The 15627-nt window shown below is 60.5% G+C and carries 15 protein-coding genes; 6 read left to right on the top strand and 9 right to left on the bottom strand.

Annotated elements, in window-relative coordinates; all coding sequences use genetic code 11:
* Positions 1 to 8: 8 nt before the first annotated feature.
* On the bottom strand, positions 9 to 1337 hold the full coding sequence (locus BJ928_RS09660) for a PLP-dependent aminotransferase family protein (RefSeq protein WP_047631705.1): 1329 nt from the start codon (positions 1335 to 1337) through the stop codon (positions 9 to 11).
* 100 nt (positions 1338 to 1437) lie between these two features.
* On the opposite strand from BJ928_RS09660, the gene BJ928_RS09655 reads away from it, so the two are divergent.
* The 5 genes from BJ928_RS09655 (at position 1438) to BJ928_RS09635 (ending at position 6337) form a co-directional block, all read left to right on the top strand.
* Complete coding sequence (locus BJ928_RS09655) at positions 1438 to 2415, top strand: ABC transporter substrate-binding protein (protein ID WP_047631917.1); 978 nt, start codon at positions 1438 to 1440, stop codon at positions 2413 to 2415.
* 45 nt (positions 2416 to 2460) lie between these two features.
* Entirely contained in the window at positions 2461 to 3351 is an 891-nt protein-coding gene (locus tag BJ928_RS09650; RefSeq protein WP_047631918.1) for an ABC transporter substrate-binding protein, read from the top strand.
* On the top strand, positions 3348 to 4292 hold the full coding sequence (locus tag BJ928_RS09645; protein ID WP_047631706.1) for an amino acid ABC transporter permease: 945 nt from the start codon (positions 3348 to 3350) through the stop codon (positions 4290 to 4292). The genes BJ928_RS09650 and BJ928_RS09645 overlap by 4 nt, the downstream gene beginning before the upstream one ends.
* On the top strand, positions 4289 to 5080 hold the full coding sequence (locus BJ928_RS09640; RefSeq protein ID WP_245432268.1) for an amino acid ABC transporter ATP-binding protein: 792 nt from the start codon (positions 4289 to 4291) through the stop codon (positions 5078 to 5080). Before BJ928_RS09645 ends, BJ928_RS09640 begins: the two co-directional genes overlap by 4 nt.
* A gap of 75 nt (positions 5081 to 5155) precedes the next feature.
* Positions 5156 to 6337 (top strand): M20 aminoacylase family protein, encoded by a 1182-nt coding sequence (locus BJ928_RS09635; protein ID WP_047631707.1) that lies wholly within the window; start codon positions 5156 to 5158, stop codon positions 6335 to 6337.
* A 172-nt stretch (positions 6338 to 6509) separates the two neighbouring features.
* Here the strand turns inward: BJ928_RS09635 and BJ928_RS38775 are convergent, their stop codons facing one another.
* Together BJ928_RS38775 and BJ928_RS09625 are read right to left on the bottom strand one after the other, a co-directional pair.
* Positions 6510 to 6686, bottom strand: coding sequence for a hypothetical protein (locus BJ928_RS38775; protein ID WP_183079385.1), 177 nt, complete (start codon positions 6684 to 6686; stop codon positions 6510 to 6512).
* Between the two features lie 138 nt (positions 6687 to 6824).
* The gene (locus tag BJ928_RS09625) at positions 6825 to 7865 is read right to left on the bottom strand and encodes a LysR substrate-binding domain-containing protein (RefSeq protein WP_245432267.1); all 1041 of its coding nucleotides are present in this window, start codon (positions 7863 to 7865) and stop codon (positions 6825 to 6827) included.
* Between the two features lie 341 nt (positions 7866 to 8206).
* Between BJ928_RS09625 and katG the strand changes: the two genes are divergently transcribed.
* Entirely contained in the window at positions 8207 to 10405 is a 2199-nt protein-coding gene (gene katG, locus BJ928_RS09620) for a catalase/peroxidase HPI (RefSeq protein ID WP_047631709.1), read from the top strand.
* A 92-nt stretch (positions 10406 to 10497) separates the two neighbouring features.
* Here the strand turns inward: katG and BJ928_RS09615 are convergent, their stop codons facing one another.
* From BJ928_RS09615 to BJ928_RS09590, 6 genes are all read right to left on the bottom strand, one after another.
* Positions 10498 to 11358 (bottom strand): hypothetical protein, encoded by an 861-nt coding sequence (locus tag BJ928_RS09615; protein ID WP_047631710.1) that lies wholly within the window; start codon positions 11356 to 11358, stop codon positions 10498 to 10500.
* Between the two features lie 125 nt (positions 11359 to 11483).
* A complete protein-coding gene (locus tag BJ928_RS09610; protein ID WP_047631711.1) occupies positions 11484 to 12002 on the bottom strand; it encodes a DUF992 domain-containing protein in 519 nt (172 codons plus the stop codon).
* Between the two features lie 91 nt (positions 12003 to 12093).
* On the bottom strand, positions 12094 to 12342 hold the full coding sequence (locus BJ928_RS09605) for a BON domain-containing protein (RefSeq protein ID WP_052227710.1): 249 nt from the start codon (positions 12340 to 12342) through the stop codon (positions 12094 to 12096).
* 48 nt (positions 12343 to 12390) lie between these two features.
* Positions 12391 to 12570, bottom strand: a complete 180-nt coding sequence (locus BJ928_RS09600) for a CsbD family protein (protein WP_047631712.1) — start codon at positions 12568 to 12570, stop codon at positions 12391 to 12393.
* A gap of 191 nt (positions 12571 to 12761) precedes the next feature.
* A complete protein-coding gene (locus tag BJ928_RS09595; protein WP_047631713.1) occupies positions 12762 to 14264 on the bottom strand; it encodes a helix-turn-helix transcriptional regulator in 1503 nt (500 codons plus the stop codon).
* A 111-nt stretch (positions 14265 to 14375) separates the two neighbouring features.
* The gene (locus BJ928_RS09590; protein WP_047631714.1) at positions 14376 to 15383 is read right to left on the bottom strand and encodes an aldo/keto reductase; all 1008 of its coding nucleotides are present in this window, start codon (positions 15381 to 15383) and stop codon (positions 14376 to 14378) included.
* Positions 15384 to 15627 lie beyond the last annotated feature (244 nt).

Here is a 15627-nt window from a genome sequence, read left to right as displayed (position 1 = left end):
TCAGATGGTCACGTGTGGACGGCGGCAAGGGCGATCGCGTCCGCGACCTCCTCAAGCCGATCCGAGAGGTTGGCTGTGGCGACGCGCAAATGGGTACTGGGCAGGATCGAGAATTTGGCGCCCGGATGCACCGCAATGCCCCGCGCAGCCAGGGTCACCATCGCAAAGGGTTCCGACGAGACCGGCACCCAGGCGCACAAACCCTCTCCATGTCGCGCGTTGACGCCGCGCTCGCCGAGCGCATCGATGAGGCCCGCCCGGCGCTCCCGATAGGTCCTGCGGGCGTGATCGAGGCAGGCTTCCGTCTCGGGGTCGCGCAGCAGCCAGGCGGCTGCGGCCTGCAGGATTCGGCTCGTCCAGCCGGCGCTGAAACTACGGTAGGACTGGATCTGGTCGACGATCGCTCGCGAGCTCGACAAGACCGCCAAGCGCAGGTCCGGCCCATGCGTTTTCGAAAACGACAGGATATGGATGACGCGATCGGGAAAGAGATGCCCCATCGAATGGCGCGGCGCCGTCGAGATATCGGCGACGCCATCGTCCTCCACGATCAACGTATCCTTGTCGCGAAGGATTTCAGCCATGTGTGCCATGCGCGCCGCGCTGACGCTTTGACCCGTGACGGAATGGATACGAGGCTGGAAGATGAAGGCGACCGGGCGGTATTTCAGCGCGTCCTCCAGCGAAGACGGCAACGGCCCTTCCTCGTCGCATTTCACCGGTATAATGCGGGCACCGCGATCCTCCAGAATATCCAGAAGTCGCATGCCTGTCGGGTCTTCTATCGCGACGGCAGCGCCCGGCATGACCAGGGCATTGATCAGGGTGTAAACGGCATTATAGCCGCCATTGGTCGCTAGAAACGCCTCCGGCTCATAGGGCCAGCTCTTCCTGACCTCTCCCTCCAGCTCCGGCAGGATACGGCTGCGCTCGTAGCTGTTGAGATTTTCAGCCGATGCACCATAGACCATCGCCGCCTCAAGCCTTGGCAGAAGCTGCACATCGGGAACGGCGGCTGTCAGGTTCAGCGCGTCACCACCATAGTCACCGACACTTGCAAGCCGCGCCGGCTTGGCGATGAAGCGATCCCCGCTGACCCATGTGCCATTCCTCCCGCGCCCGCTGATGATCTTCTGGCGTCGAAGCTCACTCCATGCCTCGGATAGCGTTGCCGGGCTCACACCAAGCACAAAGGCAAGATCGCGGATCGGCGGCAGCTTGGTGCCGACCGGCAGGGCGCCGGCGCGAATGAGCGCGCTCGTTTCAAGCGCAATGCCGCGGATGGTTCGATCGCTCAATTTTGAGGCAAACCATTTCGCATCCCGATCTTCGCTCATTTTCGCACCATTTTTAATGTTCAATAACGTAATAACATTTGATCGACCCATATTGAACATTTAGTCGTTGAGAAAACAAGTTTTCCCGCGAGTGAATTTCATGCCTCTTACTCTTCGACTTGCTCTCCGTGACTGGGACTATATGACGCCATTGGTCCTGGGCGACGTCTCTTCTCCTAAGCTCGACATCAAGGTGGATCGCGTCGGTACGCTGATCTCCCATGTCGGCAAGAGCGGCGCCTATGATGCTGCCGAAACCTCGTTCAGCCGTTACACGCAGATGCGCATCGATGGTGACGAGAGCGTGGTCGGCATACCGAACTTTATCATGCGCGGCTTCCGCCATCGCTGCGTCATTACCACCAAGGACAGCCCGATCACGAGCTTCGCCCAGCTTGCCGGCAAGCGCATCGGGGTCACCGGCTGGCGCGACTCCGGCAACACTTGGACGCGGGCAGCACTCCGGCGCGAAGGCGTCGGCGTCGAGGATGCCATGTGGTATGCCGGCCGCCTCACGGAGGCCCATCCGATCACCGATCGCCTCGACGGCTTCGGCCGCCCCGGCCGCATCGAGGCGGCTCCCGGCGAAAGACCGATGATGGATCTGCTGAAGGAGGGGCTGCTCGACGCGATCTTCACGCCCTTCATGCCGGACGGCTATTTCGCCGGCAATTCCGGTTTTCGCCAGGTGCTTTCGGATTTCCGCGGCGCCGAACATCGCTATTTTGCCGATGTGGGCTATGTACCGGGTATGCACCTGATCGGATTGAAGGCGGAGTTCGTCGCCGAGCATCCCTGGGTCATGGCCGAACTCAGCGCCCTCATCGATGAATCGCAGCGCATGTGGCTCAGCAAGCGGCGCAAATATGCCGACACCACGCCCTTCATGCTCGACGAGCTGTTGAAATCGGCCTCCGAATTACCCGAAGGTTGGGACGCGAGCGGCTTTGCCGCCAACCGCAAGATGATCGGTGATTTCGCTTCGGAATTGCATGTGCAGGGCATCCTGCCGCGGCTGATGACGCCGGAAGAGCTGTTTCCATTCGACGTCGACGGCAGCCGGACGACCGCTGCCTGACCATCGCTTCAAATCAGAGACACAAAGCCAAAAAGGGGAATGAACATGTCGCTGAAGAAAATGACCTATGTTGCCATGGCAAGCCTGATGATGTCGGGCGCCGCCTTCGCTGAGGATGCTAGCCTGCCGAAACTGTCGGTCAACAAGGACCTGCAGGCCAAGCTGCCGGAAGCTCTTCGCACATCGGGCAAGATGATCTCCGTCAACAACGGCTCCTTCCCTCCCTATGAAATCGTCACCGGCACCAAGCTGACCGGTGCCAGCGCCGATCTGACCGACGCGATCGGCGAGGTGCTTGGCGTGAAGATCGAGCATGAAAGCGTCAGCGGCCTGCCCGCCATCCTCGCTGGCATCAATTCGGGCCGCTACCAGTTCGCCTTCGGACCGATCGGCGATTTCAAGAGCCGCGAGGAAGCCAACGACTTCGTCGACTGGGTGCAGGAATTCGTCGTGTTCGCCGTCCAGAAGGGCAACCCGAAGGGCATTACCTCGCTCGACAGCGCCTGCGGCCAGCGCATTGCCGTCATGGCCGGCGGCTCGGCCGAAAAGGTCATCCAGGTTCAGGCCGAAAAGTGCAAGACCGACGGCAAGGGCGCGATCGAGGTCCAGTCCTTCACCGACCAGCCAAGCTCGATCCTCGCTGTCCGTTCCAAGCGTTCCGACGCCTTCTTCTCCTCGCAGGCCCCGCTCACCTATTTTGTATCCCAGGCGAACGGCCAGCTGGAGCTGACCGGCGTCGGCCAGAAGAACGGCTTTGAAGATCTCTATCAGGGCGCCGTCGTGCCGAAGGGCTCGCCGCTCGGACCTATTCTCAAGGATGCCGTCAAGGTTCTTATGGACAACGGCACCTATGCCGCCATCATGAAGAAATGGGGCCTTGAGAACAACATGATCAAGGAACCGGGTATCAATCTTGGCGGGATGTTGCCGAAATGAGCACGAATGCCAAAGATATCGCATCGCCATCCGGCGATGCGTCGGAACGGGATGTGGCGAATGCCCACACACCGTTCCCGAAGGGCCGTGTGGCGGCCTGGGTCATTACGCTTGCGATCGCGGCCTATTGGGCGTGGTCGGTCGCCCACAATGAAAACTTCGGCTGGCACGTCGTCGGGCAGTATTTCTTCGATCCCGTCGTCATCAGCGGCCTTTATGTTTCGCTTGGCCTCACCGTCGTCGCCATGGCGCTCGGCATCGTGTTCGGCCTTTTGCTCGCAATCGCCAGGCTGTCGAAGGACACGCTGGCAAGCACGCTCGCGTCCCTGTTCATCTGGTTCTTCCGCGGCACGCCGCTGCTTGTGCAACTGATCTTCTGGTACAATCTCTCGACGCTCTTCCCGACGCTATCGATCGGCATCCCCTTCGGCCCGACCTTTATCAGCTGGGACACGAATTCCGTCATCAGCCCGATGACGGCAGCAATCGCCGGCTTGGCGCTTAACGAAGCTGCTTATATGGCCGAGATCATTCGCGGCGGCCTGCTTTCCGTCGACAAGGGCCAGTTCGAAACCGCCGAGGCCTTTGGCATGACGCGCATCCGCGCTCTGCGCCGCATCATCATCCCGCAGGCCATGCGCTCCATCGTGCCGCCGACGGGCAACCAGCTCATCAGCATGATCAAGGCGACCTCCCTCGTCAGCGTCATCGCCATGGCCGATCTGCTTTATTCGGTGCAGTCGATCTACAACCGCACCTTCGAAGTCGTCCCGATGCTGCTCGTCGCCGTCATCTGGTATCTGCTGATCACCTCGGTGCTGAACATCGGCCAGAGCTATATCGAGCGCTATTATAGCCGCGCTGACCGCCGCACCGGCACCACGAAGGCAGCAAAGGACAGCGCGCCGGCGCTCGTGCCTGCACAGGAGACGGGACAATGAACGCTCCTGTGAACTCAATCGTCAATGTGAGCCCGCTGGTGCAGGCCCGCAACGTCCACAAGTCCTTCGAAAATCTCGAAGTGCTGAAGGGTATCGACCTCGATGTGACGCCGGGCGAGGTGGTCGTCATCCTCGGCCCCTCCGGTTCCGGCAAATCGACCTTCCTACGCTGCATCAACCATCTGGAATCGATCAATCGCGGCTCGATCGAAGTCGATGGCGAGCAGATCGGCTACCGGCTGGACAAAGGTAGATTGGTAAAACTATCCAATCATGCGATCGCGTTGCAACGGCGCAAGATCGGCATGGTGTTCCAGCAGTTCAACCTCTATCCGCATATGACGGCGCTGCAGAATGTCATCGAGGCACCGATCGGTATCCATGGCGAAAGCCGCCGCCAAGCGACCGATAACGCAATGGCATTGCTCGACCGTGTCGGGCTTTCGGCCAAGGCCAACAACTACCCAAGGCAGCTTTCCGGCGGCCAGCAGCAGCGTGTGGCGATTGCAAGAGCGCTCGCGATCAAGCCGAAGCTGATGCTGTTCGACGAGCCGACCTCCGCGCTCGATCCGGAATTGGTCGGCGAGGTGCTGTCGACCATGCGCGATCTCGCCAGCCAAGGCCTGACGATGATCGTCGTCACCCACGAGATCGGCTTTGCCCGCGAAGCGGCCGACCGCGTCGTCTTCATGGATGGCGGCAAGATCGTCGAGCAGGGCAAGCCCGAGGATGTGATCGGCAATCCCCAGCATCCTCGCACCAGAAGCTTCCTGTCGCGCTTCATCTAGCGCGACAGCTCCATCATCAGTGCAGCCTGCACGCTCTATGGCGGATGGCGGCTCAAGCGAACCATTGGAATAGCCATGACCCTCGACAACGATTTCGCCCGCCTTTCGGACTTCGAGCCGATGAAGGCCGAACTGACCGGCATCCGCCAGCATCTGCACGCCAATCCCGAACTTTCCTTCGAGGAGGCGGAAACCGCGCGTTTCGTCGCCGAGAAGCTGGAGGGCTGGGGTTATGATGTCACGCGCAATGTCGGCGGGCACGGTGTCGTCGCGCGCATGACTGTTGGAGCCGGCAAGAAGAGCATCGCGATCCGCGCCGACATGGACGCCCTGCCGATCACCGAGCAGACCGGCGCCTCATACGCCAGCAAGACGCCTGGCAAGATGCATGCCTGCGGCCACGACGGCCATACGACCATTTTGCTCGGGGCCGCCGAATATCTCGCCCGTACCCGCCGCTTCAACGGCACTGTGAACCTGATCTTCCAGCCGGCCGAAGAGGCGGGTGCCGTCAGCGGTGCCCCCGCCATGATCAAGGATGGCCTCTTCGAACGCTTTCCCTTCGACGTCATTTACGGGCTGCACAATCACCCCGGTGCTGCGGAAGGCACCTGGCTGTTGCGCTCCGGCCCGCTGATGGCGGCAGCCGATACCGTCGAGATTACCATCACGGGCAAGGGCGGCCATGCGTCGCGCCCGCATCTGACCATCGATCCAGTTGTTGTCGCCTGCAATCTCGTCGTCAGCCTGCAGACGATCGTTGCCCGCAGCATCGACCCGACGCAGACGGCCGTGGTGACAGTCGGCGCCATCCATGCCGGCGAGGCTTCGAACGTCATTCCGGAAAGCGCGAAGATGTTGCTCACGGTCCGCTCCTTCGATCCGAAGGTGCGCGAGCTGCTCGAGGCCCGCATCCGCAAGCTGACGGAATCGATCGCAGACGGCTATGGCGCAAGCGTCGACATCGACTATACCTACGGCCACCCTGTTGTCGTCAACTCCGAGAAGGAAACGGAATTTGCCCGCATGGTGGCTGAAGAACTGGTCGGCGCCGACAAGGTCACCACCTGCGGCCTGATCCCCGGAAGCGAGGATTTCTCCCACTATCTCGAGCACAAGCCCGGGAGCTTCCTTCGTCTCGGCAATGGCGTGAATTCGGCCATCCTCCACAGCGCCAAATATGATTTCGCCGACGAAAGCCTCACCACCGGCGCCGCCATGTGGGCACGGCTGACCGAGCGCTATCTCGACGCCTGAGGCAACTCCACAAGGTTGCCTCTCCAGCAGACAGCCAAGCAACCGACAGCCCGGGCGATGAGCCGGGGCTGATCCGTTAGTGGCTTATGATGGGAGGAGCAGAGTACCCTTATCGACCTCGCCAAAGTCTCGTCATCAAATGAGCTCGGCGCGATCCGGTCTCCGCAAATGATTACTTGTCGAGGGATGCCAGCTTGTCGGATGCGACAGGCGCCGTCTTCGTGGCTGCCTCCGAAGACACCCCGGCCTCCGCCTGCGCGCCCTGGGCCTGCACCAGCCGCCATTCATTTTCCAGGCGATCAATCACGTAAGTAGGAATTTCATTTCTTACGTTTTCAAACTCTTGCATCACGACCTCCATTGTCATGCGGTATTGGCATGACATGGAAGAGTTTCTTTGTAAATCAAGGCATTAAACTATTTAAACGATTAAAATTTTTTCAATCGTTTGAAATATATCCGCCTGTGGAAAAAGCTGCAGACAGCGTTAATTAGAACGCGCGGAACTATCCGCCGAGGGCAGAACATCGGCCGCACCGGACGAAACACCCTTGCCTAACGGCGCTCCGACTATCCGCCGTGGGCGACTGCCGAGTTCCAGATCCTGTGCGCGCCAGATTGAATCGTGCTGCTCGCGCATCGCGTCCGCGGCCTCGCGCACCACCTCGGAAATCTGCAGGAGTTGCTTTGCGAGAGGGCTCGTTCTGCGCCAGATCATGCCGATCGTCCGCGACGGCTGCGGGCTTTGGAAGCGCACTGTCGAGACCGGGGCCGAACGGGTTTCCACCGCCACGGCCATCTCCGGTATCAAGGTGACGCCTATGCCGGCGCTGACCATCTGCACCAGTGTCGACAGGGAGCTGCCATCCATCAGTTCGCGCGGCAGTGCCGATTGTATGTTGCAGAAGGAAAGCGCCAGATCGCGGAAACAATGGCCCTCCTCCAGCAACAACAGGCGCATCTCGCGAAGCGCCTCGCGGTTGGGAACCGGCTTGCCCTCGTCCTCGCTTGGTCGCACCAGGACGAAATTTTCCGCAAACAGCGGCACTTCTGTCAGAGACGCCTCGGAGATGGGCAGAGCGACGATTGCCGTATCCAACCTCCCCTCCTCCAGCTCGTCGACAAGTTTCGAGGTCAGGGTCTCGCGCACGTGAATATCGAGCCCCTCGTAGATGCGTGTGAGATTGCCGATGATGCTCGGCAGCAGGTAGGGAGCGACCGTGGGGATGATGCCGATGCGCAGCCGGCCGACGGGCTGATTGTGCGATGCACGGGCGAGATCGCCCAACTCGTCGACGGAACGCAGGATATCGCGGACACGGACCGCGAAGGCCTCACCGAAATTGGTCAGCCGCACCTGCCGCGCACCTCGCTCGAAGAGCTCGGTACCGAGCTGCTCCTCCAGTTCCTTGATCTGCATCGACAGGGCCGGCTGGGAGATCGCGCATAAATCGGCGGCGCGCCCGAAATGGCCGTGTTTCGCCAAGGCCTCGAAATAGCGCAGCTGTTTGAGTGTGATGTTTGTCATAAGTTTATCTTATCGCAGCAATCAGGAAATCCAACTTAAATTAATGAAAGGCCTTAGCTATAGTGCCGCCGCAGAGATGAGATGCGGCCGCCAGTCATACGAAGCTCATATTGCGAGCGTTGACTGCGTTCGGTTCATCGATGTGCGGGGCGTTGTAAGGCAGAGAACCCAAGCTTTGCCTGTTTCCACGCTCTCGTTTCGTGCGAGGCCAGAACAACGAGAGATTCATGCGTCTGACATGTCGCCGCCATGCCCGCCTTCAAGCCGGACCATTTCCCGGAGGGCTGGCAAAACTCCATCTCCGGTCGTCACAATTCAAATCATCGTAAGGGAGAAAAATTATGGATAACAAAGTCGAGAGCACCGGCAAGTGTCCGTTTCCGCACGGAAACACCAGCGTTTCGGCCCGTTCGAACCGCGACTGGTGGCCGAACCAGCTGAATCTCAAGATTCTTCACCAGAATTCAGCACTGTCCAGCCCGCTGGGCGCGGCATTCAATTACGCCGAAGAGTTCAAGAAGCTCGATCTGGAGGCCCTGAAGAAGGACCTCACCGCCCTTATGACGGATTCGCAGGAGTGGTGGCCGGCCGACTTCGGCCATTACGGCCCGCTCTTCATCCGCATGGCCTGGCACAGCGCCGGCACCTATCGCACCGGCGACGGCCGCGGCGGCGCCTCCTCCGGCACGCAGCGTTTCGCACCGCTCAACAGCTGGCCGGATAACGTCAACCTCGACAAGGCCCGTCGCCTGCTGTGGCCGATCAAGCAGAAGTACGGCAACAGCATTTCCTGGGCCGACCTTCTGATTCTCACCGGCAATGTCGCGCTAGAATCCATGGGCTTCAAGACCTTCGGCTTCGGCGGCGGCCGCGAAGACATCTGGGAGCCGGAAGAAGACATCTACTGGGGTGCGGAAGACACCTGGCTCGGCGACAAGCGCTATACCGGCGACCGCAACCTGGAAAACCCGCTCGCAGCCGTGCAGATGGGCCTGATCTACGTCAATCCGGAGGGCCCGAACGGCAATCCTGACCCGCTTGCCGCGGCACGTGACATCCGCGAAACCTTCGCCCGCATGGCGATGAACGACGAAGAAACCGTCGCCCTCATCGCCGGCGGCCACACCTTCGGCAAGACGCACGGTGCTGGCGATGCCGCCAACGTCGGCCCCGAGCCGGAAGCAGCCGGCATCGAAGAACAGGGCCTCGGCTGGAAGAACAGCTTCCGCAGCGGCAAGGGCGGCGATGCGATCGGCAGCGGTCTCGAAGTCACCTGGACCTCGACGCCGACCAAGTGGAGCAACAACTTCTTCTGGAACCTGTTCGGCTACGACTGGGAACTGACGAAGAGCCCGGCCGGCGCGCATCAGTGGACCCCGAAGCATGGTGCAGGCGCCAACTCGGTGCCCGACGCGCATGACAAGTCCAAGCGTCACGCTCCGTCGATGCTGACGACCGACCTCGCCCTGCGTTTCGATCCGGCTTACGAGAAGATTTCTCGCCGCTTCTTCGAAAACCCGGACGAATTCGCCGATGCCTTTGCCCGCGCATGGTTCAAGCTGACCCATCGCGACATGGGTCCGCGCGTGCGCTATCTCGGCCCGGAAGTGCCGAGCGAAGAGCTCATCTGGCAAGACCCGATCCCGTCTGCCAGTCATGCGTCGATCGATGCCAACGATGTTGCCGCACTCAAGGGCGAGATCGCCGCATCGGGCCTGACGATCCCGCAGCTGGTATCGACTGCCTGGGCTTCTGCCTCCACTTTCCGCGGCTCGGACAAGCGCGGCGGCGCAAACGGCGCCCGCATCCGCCTTACGCCACAGAAGGATTGGGAAGCCAACCAGCCGGCCCAGCTTGCCTCCGTTCTGCAGAAGCTCGAAGGCATCCAGAAGAAGTTCAACGATGCCCAGACCGGCGGCAAGTCGGTATCGCTTGCCGATCTGATCGTTCTCGGCGGTTCCGTCGCTATCGAACAGGCTGCGAAGAAGGCCGGCCGTGACGTCGTCGTGCCCTTCGCTCCCGGCCGTACCGATGCGACGCAGGAACAGACCGATGTCGAAGCCTTTGCCGTTCTCGAGCCGATCGTCGACGGCTTCCGCAACTATCAGCGGCAGGCCTACACAGTCTCTTCGGAAGAGCTGCTGATCGACAGGGCCCAGCTGCTGACGCTGACGGCACCGGAAATGACCGCCCTCATCGGCGGCCTGCGTGTGCTGAACGCCAATGTCGGCCAGAGCCAGCACGGCGTCTTCACCAAGCGCCCGGAAAGCCTGACGAACGACTTCTTCGTGAACCTGCTCGACATGGGCACGGAGTGGAAGGCGGTCTCCGACGCCAAGGACGTCTTCGAAGGTCGTGACCGCGCAACCGGCGACGTGAAGTGGACCGCAACGCGGGCCGATCTCGTCTTCGGCTCGAACTCGCAGCTGCGCGCGATCGCCGAAGTCTACGGCCAGGCCGACGCCGAGAAGACGTTCGTTCAGGACTTCGTTGCCGCCTGGACGAAGGTCATGAACGCAGACCGCTTCGACATCGCTTGATGTAACCAAGCAAAGCGCCCGGACGCGATCTGTTTCAGATCGCGTCCGGGCGCACCGTCTTGTCTGCTCTTAGAACATGCTCTCTTAGCGACCTAGTATTGGTTGCGATTGGCAGAAGCCCCGAGAGCCGCACCAATACAAGACGCAACAATCGCCAGGACGAGAGAAATGCACGCAACGAATGCGCCAACGGAAATGACCTTCGCGGTGACCGAGGCGGCCTGAAGCGCCTTGGCCTTGGCAGCATCGACAGCCTGGTGGTATTGCAGTTCGTATTGAGCAACTTCATTCTTTGCCTGGTCAGCCGGAATATTCTGTGCGCGAGCCAATGCATCGGCGGCGCGAGCGCGCGCTTCGTCAGCCTTCGAGGGATCTCCGGTCAGGACGGCCTGAACCGAGACAACAGCCGCCTGACGCAGCTCCTGCGGATCATTGCCGCTATTGCGGATCTGTTGCGTGATCGTATCGATTGGATTGGATATCTTGCCGATAGCTGGCATAGCCGCCGCTTGCGCCGTCTTGCCCGCTCCCGACAACAGTTCCGTCACCCCGTTGAATGCACCGCCGACGACAGCCCCCGCGGATGTGGTCAGCAGATAAACGACGAGAAGGGTCGAGACGGCCCAAGCTGCAGCACCATGCAGGATTCCGATCGCAGTCGATATTGATCCGGAAAGACGGCTTGCGGCGTAGCCGCCCACGAAGGAAGCAAGCAGACCTGAGCCGATGAACCAGGCAGCCCCGGAGAGTGAGGCAGCGAGCCCAGGCGCATTCTGGCCGCTGGCCGGGTCGGCGATTGCAGCGCCGATACCGACACCTAAGAGATTGAGCACAATCTGGACGCCGAGAGCAGTGGCGCTTGCGGCAAGGATGGCACTCAAGGATGCCTGCCGCAAAGGCACGGCATCCGGGAAGGACGAAAAGCCATTGTTGTAGCTAACGGATTCACTCATGGAACTAACCTCATGACAGGTTTACACGAGCCGGCCGCATATCGCTGACCAGCCGACGTGGAATGAAAGCACCTAGGATGGGCGGCAGCGACACTTACAGATGGCAATGTCGCTGCCTGTTGATCTCAACGGGTAGACTGCAATTGCAGACGCGAGACGCCGGCCGCCACATTCAGGCCAGTGCCCGCCTCCGCACTCAGAGGCTGGAGAGCGAAGTTTTTGGAATTACCACCGACGAGAACGTTTGCTCCAAGCCCGAGACCGACAGAGGCACCCGCCGACGCTCCGACATAAGTACCCGCCAGAGCGCCGTCGCCAATGCGTGTGGGCGCAGTGTTGACAACGACCCAGCTCAGATAGGTCTTGCGGGTGATGCCGATGTCGATGCCGAGCTTGCCGATCGAGCCCGTATAGCGCTCGACTTTGCCCGTTCGCTGCTTGAACGTACAGCTGACTGCCTTGTTCGAGCCGATGATCATACCGACGCCGCCCGCAACTTCGCAGGAAAGCGTTCCGAGGCGCTCCTTGGGCTCGGATGCAACCTGCCCGGACTGCTTCTTCGGATGATGTTGGCTATTGGCGGCGAAAGCCGCGGGAGCAAAAGCCGCAGCGACGATCGCAGCCGCAATGATAGTGTTTTTCATGATGTCTCCTTCGGTCGTCTCAGCACCGTCCCAAGGCGGTCGGCGCCAGAGCGGCCACACGTCAATCTCGCCCTACTTGGACGGTTCGAGATCAACTTGGACAAACGATATTGTTGATGATCCGAGTTCCGGCATATTCGCCGGCAATCGAGATGGCGCGTTGCCGAGCCTGATCAGAGGCCGCACTCCCGGACAGGACGATTGCGCCTTCGGTGACGCTGACATCGATACGGCAATCCTCCAGCCCCTCCGCATAAGCGATCAGGCAGCGGATCGCCGCGCAGGTTGCGTAGCGATCCGACGATGTCGTCAGCGATGAGAACCTGGCCAGGAAAAGCATTGGAAGCCTCGACAAATCGCAGGGTTGGGTTTCGCGCGCCCTTTGGCGTCAGCGAAGCGCGTTCTTGATGGCGTCCTTGGCCTTGCCGACTTGCGTCTGGATCTTGCCTTCGATCTTTTCGGCCGCACCTTCCGCTCTGAGCCGATCGTTTCCCGTCAGCTTTCCCGCAGCCTCCTTGAGGGAGCCGCTTGCTTCCTTGACTGCGCCTTTGACACGGTTCTTGTCCATTTCTTATCTCCTTGAGTTTTCAAAAGAGCAGGCGCCGGCGGTTCACCGGGGCCATGAACAATGAAATAGGGCGGTAACGCATGGCGCGCAGAGCAGAAAGTACTATTGATGCTAGTAGAAAATAGCCTTTTTGAGGCTGTCCGACGCGTTGATCCATGGATGAAGGCAACCGTAAGCGGATTGGCGGCAACTCATTTCGATTTCCTCCCCCGAGAGACCGCAGAGATACCCGTGAAACCGCGTTCCCTTGCCCAGATCACCGCGGCCGAGCGCCGGTTGACGCCGATCTTCGCATAGAGCGATGCGACATGGTTGCGGATCGTGTTTTTGGAAAGATGCAGCGTATCGCTCATTTCTGCATCGCTTTGGCCACGGCAGATCAAGGCGAGAATTTCCCTTTCGCGGTCGCTGAGATCGAGAAGCTGCGCCGACGGCACCTTGCCGTTGGAAACCTGTCGCAGGGTCGCGAGACGATCGACGATGGAACGGCTGAACCACGAGGTATCGGCCATCACGCTTTCTATGGCTTCGATCAGCTCCGTCTCACTTCGCCGGCGCTCCGTGACATCCTGCACCGACCAGATGACGCATTGCTGATCGCCGATCTCCACACGCTCGGCGGAGACGAGGCAATCCGCAAGACCGGCGTCCTTCTGCCGCATCCGCATCGCCTCGTCGCGAAGCGGCATATTATCCGTCAACTTCCGTTCCATCGCCCGCCGGGCGGCAAGATCGTCCCAAAGGCGCAACTCGCCTGCCGTCTTGCCGATCACTTCCTCAAGACTGTAGCCGGAGAGTTGGACAAAGGCGTCGTTGACCTCGGTGAAGACGAAATCGCCCAGGCGGGATATCGCTGCCGGCGCCGGCGAGAGCCGGAATGACTTGGAGAAGCGCTCCTCGCTCTGGCGCAATGCGTTCTGCGCCTTTCGCCGCGCATCGAGATCGGCAAAGGTGAACAGCATGCAAGGCTCCTCACCGACAGCGATCGGCTCGCCGGCGATGATGGCAAGCCGATCGCCGCCATCAGGCAGCGGGATCAGCGTCTCGCGCTGACGGATCAACCGACCGTCCGCGAGCTTTGCGAGCGCATCCGCGCCCGTATCGCAATTTGCAAACAGACCCATCTCGTCGACTGTCTTGCCGATGACCTCTTCCTTGGCATAGTTGGTCATCTCGACGAAGCCCTGGTTCACCCGGATAAAGCGGAGATCGTCGAGCCGGCAGATCAGGCCCGGGGCAGGATTGGCGTTGAACGCCCGCTCGAAACGTTCCTCCGCCTCGAAAAGCGGCGTCTCGTCGCGAATGATGAGGGCAAGCACGTCCGGGCGCGCTCCGGCATCGGCGATGACGAGGCTGCGAACTGTGTGAACCCAGACAAGATCGAGATCAGCCGCGGGCGATATCTCGACCGTCACCTCGTCAACCGTCTCTCCCTTCAGCAGACGCTCGCCGGGATATTGGCCCTCTTCCAGCGGATGGTTGTTGCGGTACCGCAGCGTGAAAGCCTGCCTATAGCCGGTGGTGTCGCCGCCCAGTTCCTCGATGGCGGAAACCCTGTGCATCTGCAATGCGGCATCGTTCGCCCAGGAAATCGTGCCTTCAGGGTCAAGCAGGATGATGCCGTCGCTCAATCCGGCAACAAGTTCGCGCAATACGTTCCGATTGACATTCGGTGGCTGCGGCTCCCCGCTCATGCAATACCTCATGCAGACAACTGGCACCTTAGATAGGGGTGCCAGTCGATAAGGGAAGCTATTGCGAGTGTCGACAAGTGCCGGCACCGGCAGCCACTCGCAAGCAACGGCTCAATCGACGCAGCACAGTGGCGCCGCATTCTGCAGCGGCAACGGCAGGGCAACGACCGGATTAGGGATCGTGAGCGCGTCGAGGGTCGCCGTCTGCTCCGGCGAAAGCCGGACCTGAAGCGCATCGATGTCCTCATTTAGCTGCTCCAGCGTGCGAACGCCGATAATCGTCGAGGATACTCCGAGGCGCGCCATTGCCCAGGCAAGGGCTACGCGTGCAGTCGTTGTTCCGAGCTCTTCGGCGACGCGGAACAAGGCATCGACGATCTCAAGATCCTGTGCGTCGGGCCTTTGCGCCAATTGCGCCGCATGTCCCGTCCCGATGCCTGCATTGTTGGCACGGGTATATTGGCCGCTGATCAGACCGCCGCTCAACGGCGAATGCGAGACCACACCGAGCCCCAGTCCGCGCGCCAGGGGGATGAGCTCGATTTCGAACAACCGGGCGGCCAGCGAATATTCTATCTGCAAGCCGATGAACGGAGCCCAGCCGTTGGACTGCGTCAGCAGATGCGCATGCGCCACCTTCCAGGCCGGCGTATCGGAAATGCCGAAATAACGCAGCTTCCCCGACTGAACGAGATCGTGGAGCGCCTCGAGCATTTCTTCCAGAGGCGCCCTTATATCCCAATTGTCCAGCCAATAGAGATCGAGATAATCGGTGCGCAACCGTCGGAGAGCCTGCTCGAAACCGGCAATGATGGCTTTACGGCCGAGCGCTTCGCCATGTCTCTCGACATTGAATTTGGCGGCGATGACAAGACGATCGCGTCTGATCGAATTCTTCGCGACATAGCTGCCGACAACCGTCTGGCCACCCGCTTTGGCGGCTCCATTACCGGTATCGAGATAATTGCCACCGAGTTCGAGATAGCGCGCCAGGACGGCATCGGGCTGATTTTCATGCGACTGTCGGCGGAAACCCTCGTCGAGAGTCATGGTGCCAAGCGCAAGCGGACTGACGCGCAACGCCGAGCGGCCGAGTGCGGCATAATCTTCAAGATGCATGCATTATCCCCCAGCCGGCCTGCAAGCCGCTACATAACTTTACACGCTATGTAAGAGCATCAAGGAAGGAATTAAGCGGCAATTTGCAATTTTACAATTCGGAAATCCGGATAATCGGCAACGGATGGATCAATTTTCCGCCGATATGGCCATGGAGGCATCGGTTCGCTGCCGCTGCGGTGCGTACTGACCATATGATAGCATCATTCATGACCTTAGCTGCCTCCTGCCTAGCCTTCACCGG

Origin of the sequence: Rhizobium sp. WW_1 (genome assembly GCF_003610155.1) — a bacterium.
GTDB classification, from domain to species: Bacteria; Pseudomonadota; Alphaproteobacteria; order Rhizobiales; family Rhizobiaceae; genus Rhizobium; species Rhizobium tropici_A.
Note: the sequence above shows the minus strand (reverse complement) of the source record. Positions and strands in the feature narration are given on the sequence as shown.

Coding starts and splice junctions, on each gene's coding strand:
- BJ928_RS09605 (WP_052227710.1), bottom strand. CDS start 12,342: ATGCTTTTCCTGGCCAGGTTCTCATCGCTGACGACATCGTCGGATCGC.
- BJ928_RS09595 (WP_047631713.1), bottom strand. CDS start 14,264: ATGAGCGGGGAGCCGCAGCCACCGAATGTCAATCGGAACGTATTGCGC.
- BJ928_RS09610 (WP_047631711.1), bottom strand. CDS start 12,002: ATGAAAAACACTATCATTGCGGCTGCGATCGTCGCTGCGGCTTTTGCT.
- BJ928_RS09615 (WP_047631710.1), bottom strand. CDS start 11,358: ATGAGTGAATCCGTTAGCTACAACAATGGCTTTTCGTCCTTCCCGGAT.
- BJ928_RS38775 (WP_183079385.1), bottom strand. CDS start 6,686: ATGCAAGAGTTTGAAAACGTAAGAAATGAAATTCCTACTTACGTGATT.
- BJ928_RS09655 (WP_047631917.1), top strand. CDS start 1,438: ATGCCTCTTACTCTTCGACTTGCTCTCCGTGACTGGGACTATATGACG.
- BJ928_RS09600 (WP_047631712.1), bottom strand. CDS start 12,570: ATGGACAAGAACCGTGTCAAAGGCGCAGTCAAGGAAGCAAGCGGCTCC.
- BJ928_RS09640 (WP_245432268.1), top strand. CDS start 4,289: ATGAACGCTCCTGTGAACTCAATCGTCAATGTGAGCCCGCTGGTGCAG.
- BJ928_RS09625 (WP_245432267.1), bottom strand. CDS start 7,865: ATGACAAACATCACACTCAAACAGCTGCGCTATTTCGAGGCCTTGGCG.
- BJ928_RS09650 (WP_047631918.1), top strand. CDS start 2,461: ATGTCGCTGAAGAAAATGACCTATGTTGCCATGGCAAGCCTGATGATG.
- katG (WP_047631709.1), top strand. CDS start 8,207: ATGGATAACAAAGTCGAGAGCACCGGCAAGTGTCCGTTTCCGCACGGA.
- BJ928_RS09635 (WP_047631707.1), top strand. CDS start 5,156: ATGACCCTCGACAACGATTTCGCCCGCCTTTCGGACTTCGAGCCGATG.
- BJ928_RS09645 (WP_047631706.1), top strand. CDS start 3,348: ATGAGCACGAATGCCAAAGATATCGCATCGCCATCCGGCGATGCGTCG.
- BJ928_RS09590 (WP_047631714.1), bottom strand. CDS start 15,383: ATGCATCTTGAAGATTATGCCGCACTCGGCCGCTCGGCGTTGCGCGTC.
- BJ928_RS09660 (WP_047631705.1), bottom strand. CDS start 1,337: ATGAGCGAAGATCGGGATGCGAAATGGTTTGCCTCAAAATTGAGCGAT.